Raw genomic sequence first — 5,784 nt, 5'->3', positions numbered from 1 at the left:
GCCCCGGCCTGGCGGGCCCCGCCAGGCCGACAGTCCACACCCGCCCGCTGACCTGGCCGAACTCGTACAGATCTACGGGATCCGGAACTGGATCGAACAAGGCTACAAGCAGGTCAAAGACGAACTCGGCTGGGCCGATTTCCAGGTCCGCTCCGACCTCGCGATCCGTCGCCACCAGACCCTGGTGTTCTGCGCGTTCTCGTTCTGCTGGAACACCCTCACCGCCGAGATGCCCCCGGGGCAGGAACCCGCCGACGGTAAGYACGACCGGCGAGAGAGGGGGCACCCACACCACCAGCCCACCCGCGCGGCCATCCTGGCCGACGACGCTACGCGCGGTCCGCAGCTGGCTGACCCCCTGGCTCCTGCTACGACGCTGCTGGCACGCCTGGTCACCCACACCCCCGCCTGCTGACCTGGACACCCTGATCGCCGCAGTCGGCGCAGGCCACGGCCTGCACCTCTACCTCCCACCTTGATCCAACGAACTACCGCTAGGAGCAAGTCCCCGGTGGATGAGCCGATTGGCCGGCCTGGGCTGGCGCGGCTTTCGGGCTCGGGCACGCCTTCCAGCGCCTGCACCGCGTCGTCGACGTGCGCTGCTGCGGCTGCTGCTGCCCCGCGGTGACCGTGCCAAGGACATCGAGATCGTCACCCTGCGCCATCAGATCACCGTGCTGCAACGTCAGCTCGACGACGCAACGGATTCAGTTCCAGCCCGCCGACCGTGCCTTGCTCGCCGCACTCCTGCATACGTTGCCGCGGCCAACCCTGCACCGCCTGCGGCTACTGGTCCGCCCGGAGACTTTTCTGCGCTGGCACCGCGCCTTAATCACCCGCCACCACGCCGCCGCCTCCCGTCCCAAACGGCGCGGTCGGCCCCGCACTGTCCGCTCGATCCGCGCTCTAGTCGAGCCTGACGCGCTGCTGCGGCCTTCTCCTCGGCGGACGGCGGCGACGGAACCAGGTCAGGCTCGCCCTCGGACGGAGAGAGTAGCTGTCAGGTGAGCCTGGTCGCGGCGTCCTTCGGCCTGTTGCTAGCCCGACTGATGGCGAAGTGATCGAAGTCGTAGCCTCACACAATGACCCGCTCCCATGACCTTCGGGTTCGGCCCGCTCTGAGCAGCGATCGAGAGTTCTTCTTCGAGGTGAGGCGAGCCGCCCTGCGGGCATACGTCGAACAGACGTCGGGGTGGGATGATGCGGAACAGCGCATAACCGCTGACAAGGAGTTCGCCGATCTGCCATTTGCCGTGGTCGAGGAGAGCGGGCGACCCGTCGGCTACGCGTGTGTCATCCACCAGAGTGAGTACGACTTCGTCGAGGAGATCGCGCTGCTCCCCGAGGCGCAAGGTCGTGGCATTGGCACCCATCTGTTACGGGGCATCCTTCGGGCTGCTCAGCGGCGCGGCGTTCCGGTCCGGCTCAGCGTCTTCGTCAACAATCCCGCACAGGCCCTCTACACCCGCCTCGGGTTCGAAGTCGTGCGGATCGAGGATCCGCGCATGTCGATGCAGTGGACCCCGGGCAACGCGTGAGGCACTCCCATTGTCCGATCTTCAGCCGAACGTGCCCCTAACGTGCCCCCAAACGGGACGGTGGCCCAGCCAACGCTGGCCGCGGCCCGACGGGACCGGTCAGCGAGCTTTCAGGATCGTCGTTCCTGTTTAAGCAGCTCGGCGATGACCGGGCGGTCGTCGGTGGCGTCGGTGATGAGGCCGCTCACCGACGCGACCGGCAGCACGGTGAACGGCGATGCGGTGCCGATCTTCTCGCTGCTGGCTAGCGCCAGCACGTAGGTGTCGGCGGTCTGCCGGGCGAGGGTGCGTTTCATCGCCGCCTCGTCGGCGTCGCCGGTGGTCAGCCCGGCCTCGCAGTGCACGCCGGTGACGCCCAGCAGGAAGAGGTCGGCCCGCACCTGGTTGGCCGCCTCGGCGGCGGCCGCGCCGCAGGTGACGGCCGAGTGCCTGAAGAGCCGGCCGCCGATTAGGAGCGCGTCGGTGGACGGGTGGTCCACGACTTCCCATCTACTACCAGGTGGAAGACATCCCGCTCGCCGCCTGATCGCGCGCGCCGCCCTCACCGTCTTATCCGGGCAAAGAGAAACCCCGGCCTGGCCCCAGACCGGGGCGCTCGTGGTCGCCGGTCAGCCGRCCGTTGGCACCGCCGCGGTCTCCTCGACGACGGCGAACAGGCCACCCTCAACATCGCGCCAGTCGCTGACGGGGCGGACGCCGAGGGTCGCGAGCAGCTTGTCGGCGGCCTCGCTGAGGGCGGGGAGGTCGGCGGCGTCGAGGCGGCCGACGATGGTGCCTTCCGTGTCAGCCTCACCACGGATGATCCGGACGTCGAGGGTGTCAGCGTCGACGTACGCGTAGGTGTTCGTGTCGGTCAAGGGAGCCTCCTTGGGACATGGAAGAGATCGGTTCGATTCGTACGAGGGAAATCCTTACGCAGCGACGCGGACCCGAGCCACGCGCCTCCCGAGGTGTCAGGCCGCACGGGCATATGGCGTGTCGTGGTCGTCCCGCGAGGYCAATCCCAAACCGATGGCGGCCAAATCCGGTCTAACCGTAGCTGCGGATGCCCTCCGCGGTAGATGTCGTGTGGTGCTACTCTGCGGCCGGATGATGTGCGGGCCAGCGCGGTTGGGAACTGCCGGTCCGTGCCTCTGAAGTCCCGTCGGCGGGGTCGATGCCAACCCGGTCGACGAAGAAGGCCCGCGCGGTGCCGACTACGCCGTCTCCAGCTCGGACGAGGCGCCTGACCTCCGCGCACCGTCGGATCAGTGCCGGGGCACTCAGGCCCGGAGCCCAAGCGCTGGTGCATAGTCGCGGCGGCGGATTGGTTGGGTGAGGATCTCGACGCTGTCGGTGGCCTGGTCGATCGCGCCGGGGAGATGGCCGAGCGGGCCGTCGGGCCGGTGTCCGAGCCGGGTGAGGAGGGTTCGCAGCGGCGGATCGCTGATTGCATCGGTCAGTGCATGGGTGAGGCGTTCGCCGCCGAGTACGTGGATGTCTCGGGAGTGAAAGCGGCGCGGCGCGGGGTCGACGGGCTCGGCCAGACCAAGCCGGTTCGTGGCGGCGGCGAGATGACTGGCCGCGGCACACAGTGCCGCTTCGCGTTCCCGCCACCGCGTCGCGCGCAGCGCGTGGTGCAGGTGCTCACCGATCTGGTCGGCGAGGGTCAGCTGCGCGAACGCGGCGGTCAGCCATTTGCCGGAGGGAGCCCAGCGGCGTTCGAGGAGGAATCCGATCCGAACGAGGTCACGGGCCACGCGGGCCACGAGCATCCGCGAGCCGAGGTCGTCGCCGCGACCACCGGTGCGGCCGACGAATGGTTCCTCCTGGCTGACCCGCAGCCAGCCGGCGGCCAGGACATAGCGCCAGATGTCGTCGGGGTACCACGCCAGCGCCCGACGCCGCGTGGTGAGCAGATCGAGCGGGTCGTGCAGGACCACGCCGCCGGTGAGGCTGGCCAGGATCTGGGTCGGGACCAGTAGCCAGTCCGTCAGTTTCATCCCGTCGGCGGGGTCGACGCCGATCCGGTCGACGAAGAACGCCTGCGCGGTGGTCACCTCCACCTGATGGTGTGGCCGGCCGCCGTGTCGATCGCTGTCGGGGTAGACGACCGGGAAACCGTCGAACCGCGCAGGCAAACCCCCCAGAGCGGCGTCGATCGGCGTGGCGTCGAAACCTGGCGGGACGAACAGCTGCACGCGGGGGCCGAAATCGTGATCCGTGGAAATCTCGTCATCGAAGCCGAGAACCTCGGACCCCTCACCGAGCAACGCGGCAGCGTGGGGAACGCCCGAGACCAGCGGCCGCACCGCCCGCTCGTAGAACCGTCGAGAAAGATCGCGACCTGACACCGTTCTGCGATCCTCCTCAAAGCGTCCCGTCATGGCACAGGCGCCTCATCGTCCTCGCTACCGCCACCTCTGGGCACCTGGGTTTTCGCCAGCCACCGGGCCATCCGGGCCAGTCGCGATCTCCAGGTTCCGCCGCACAAGCAGGCCCCCGATCCCCAGGACGTCGTCGAGCAGCCGCCACACACGTCGATCTCCTCGGCGGTGCAGTCGATCAGAACCTTGACCTCCACATCACGCTTGCCCGGATCCGCCGTCACGAAGAAGCCCTGTTCGCATGATCCCAACATGGTCGTCCAGGTGGGGCTCGAACCAACTCGCGACGCCCTGACCAGCACCTTTCCGTGGCGCTGGATCTCAAAGCGATAGATCGCGAACCGCATGCATCCAGGTCAGGGGCATGATCATCACATGGGTGGAGCGGGTGGGGCTCGAACCCACGACCGACGGATTATGTGTGCCGCCCTGCCCATGTTGATCGGTGCCGTCACCTGTTGTGAGATGACGTTGGGCCTGGTCAGCGGCCAGCGCCCTCTCGCCCCCTGCCGGCTTAGCTCAGTGCATATCGCGCAGTCCGGCATCACGACGTCACCACCACACCTAGATTCACCATCACGCAGAGTAGCCAATGATCGTCGGGATTCGACCCGAGCGATCGGTGACGGTCATGCTCGCCGCTCACATCGTGATCTTGAAAGGCATGGTCCTCGCCGGAGGCAGACCTCGCCAACCGCTACGTCGACGTCCGCCTGTTCGGCGCCGTCCTGTCCACCGGCAAGACCCGCTCGCTCGGACAGATCCGCGGACCGCTCCAGAACGGCATGGCCCGTTCCATCGACCCCCGTCATCCCGTCGACCACACCATCACCCGAGTCATCAGGCCGACATCGACAAAGGCAAGCACACCGAGATGGGCGGCAAGTGGACCGTCCCCTACGGCCTGTATCGGGCCCACCTGCACTACTCCGCCCCCCGCGGCATCCAGACCGGCGTCACCGCAAAGGACCTCGACCTGCTCCTGCGCACCCTGATCAACATGTTCGACCACGACCGGTCCGCTACCCGCGGCGAGATGGCCACCCGCGGCCTGCACGTCTTCAGCCATCCCGACACCTTCGGCGCCGCCCCCGCCCACACCCTCGCCGACCGCATCAGGACCCAGAAGATCAGCACCGGCGAACCCCGCAGCTTCCACGACCACAAGATCGACGTAGACGATGACCATCTGCACCCTCACCCGCATCCCAGGATGACCGCAAGGGGTCAGTGTCCATGAAGCGCCGACAACAGCCTGCCACGGACCGACGCGCCACGAGCATCACCAAGACTCCGAGTCAGGGCCGTCTCTCTGGAACCGGCTGGTGAGCTCGAACCTTCGTCCACTCGATTACAAGATGAAACACTACGTATCGGAATGTACTGGCATATGCCGCGCAGTGCCGTTAAATCCCGGTCAGGGCATTTTCGCTGTCGGGTAGTGCCGGCGAGTGTCGCGGCGTACCGGAGCATCCGCGCACACAATGCGCGCCCATGTCGGCGGACCTTGGTCATCGCCTGGGCGATGCCGACGCCTCACCAGCCCGTGTCGCCAAAGACTTTTCCGGTAGCGCTCTGTAGCCGGTCATGGAACGGATAGATCGGACCCATGCCGTGACCTTCGGGCGTAGAAGGCCTGCGCCGTTTGTCGGTCGCTCCGATGCCACGCCCCGGCCGCTCTGCGTAGAGCTCGTCGCAAGCATGGCACCATGCGCTGACCGCCATGCATCGCCTCAACCATCGGGGGTCGAGGCTATCGACGCGTCCGTCGATCCTCACGTGACAGTGAGGATGGGGGTGAGCCCCGCACCGGCCGGCGTGGAGCTCGCATCTCGGAGGAGTGAACGCCAAGGACGATCTCTCCGGAGGTCCGGGGGGGG

5 protein-coding genes and 2 pseudogenes are annotated in these 5,784 nt (G+C 67.4%); 3 read left to right on the top strand and 4 right to left on the bottom strand.

The features are described 5' to 3' along the window. Nucleotides 1–415 (top strand): annotated as a pseudogene (locus BBK14_RS38775) (hypothetical protein); the annotation flags it as partial. A gap of 667 nt (nt 416–1,082) precedes the next feature. Further along, entirely contained in the window at nt 1,083–1,538 is a 456-nt protein-coding gene (locus BBK14_RS07580) for a GNAT family N-acetyltransferase (RefSeq protein ID WP_071060507.1), read from the top strand. 110 nt (nt 1,539–1,648) lie between these two features. Here BBK14_RS07580 and BBK14_RS07575 read toward each other — a convergent pair whose 3' ends face one another. From BBK14_RS07575 to BBK14_RS39745, 4 genes are all read right to left on the bottom strand, one after another. Next, nucleotides 1,649–2,017: a DeoR/GlpR family DNA-binding transcription regulator gene (locus BBK14_RS07575; RefSeq protein WP_071060506.1), complete on the bottom strand. Its 369-nt coding sequence runs from the start codon at nt 2,015–2,017 to the stop codon at nt 1,649–1,651. A 129-nt stretch (nt 2,018–2,146) separates the two neighbouring features. Then, entirely contained in the window at nt 2,147–2,395 is a 249-nt protein-coding gene (locus tag BBK14_RS07570; protein WP_071060504.1) for a hypothetical protein, read from the bottom strand. 405 nt (nt 2,396–2,800) lie between these two features. Then, entirely contained in the window at nt 2,801–3,871 is a 1,071-nt protein-coding gene (locus tag BBK14_RS07565) for a DUF4037 domain-containing protein (RefSeq protein WP_083390740.1), read from the bottom strand. A gap of 29 nt (nt 3,872–3,900) precedes the next feature. After that, nucleotides 3,901–4,251, bottom strand: coding sequence for a hypothetical protein (locus BBK14_RS39745; protein ID WP_241831184.1), 351 nt, complete (start codon nt 4,249–4,251; stop codon nt 3,901–3,903). 366 nt (nt 4,252–4,617) lie between these two features. On the opposite strand from BBK14_RS39745, the pseudogene BBK14_RS07555 reads away from it, so the two are divergent. Then, nucleotides 4,618–5,144 (top strand): annotated as a pseudogene (locus BBK14_RS07555) (type I CRISPR-associated protein Cas7). Nucleotides 5,145–5,784: the final 640 nt, after the last annotated feature.

Origin of the sequence: Parafrankia soli (genome assembly GCF_001854695.1) — a bacterium.
In the GTDB taxonomy this organism is placed as follows: Bacteria; Actinomycetota; Actinomycetes; order Frankiales; family Frankiaceae; genus Parafrankia; species Parafrankia soli.
The sequence above is the reverse complement of the archived record's forward strand: the minus strand, read 5'-3'. Positions and strand labels throughout refer to the sequence as shown.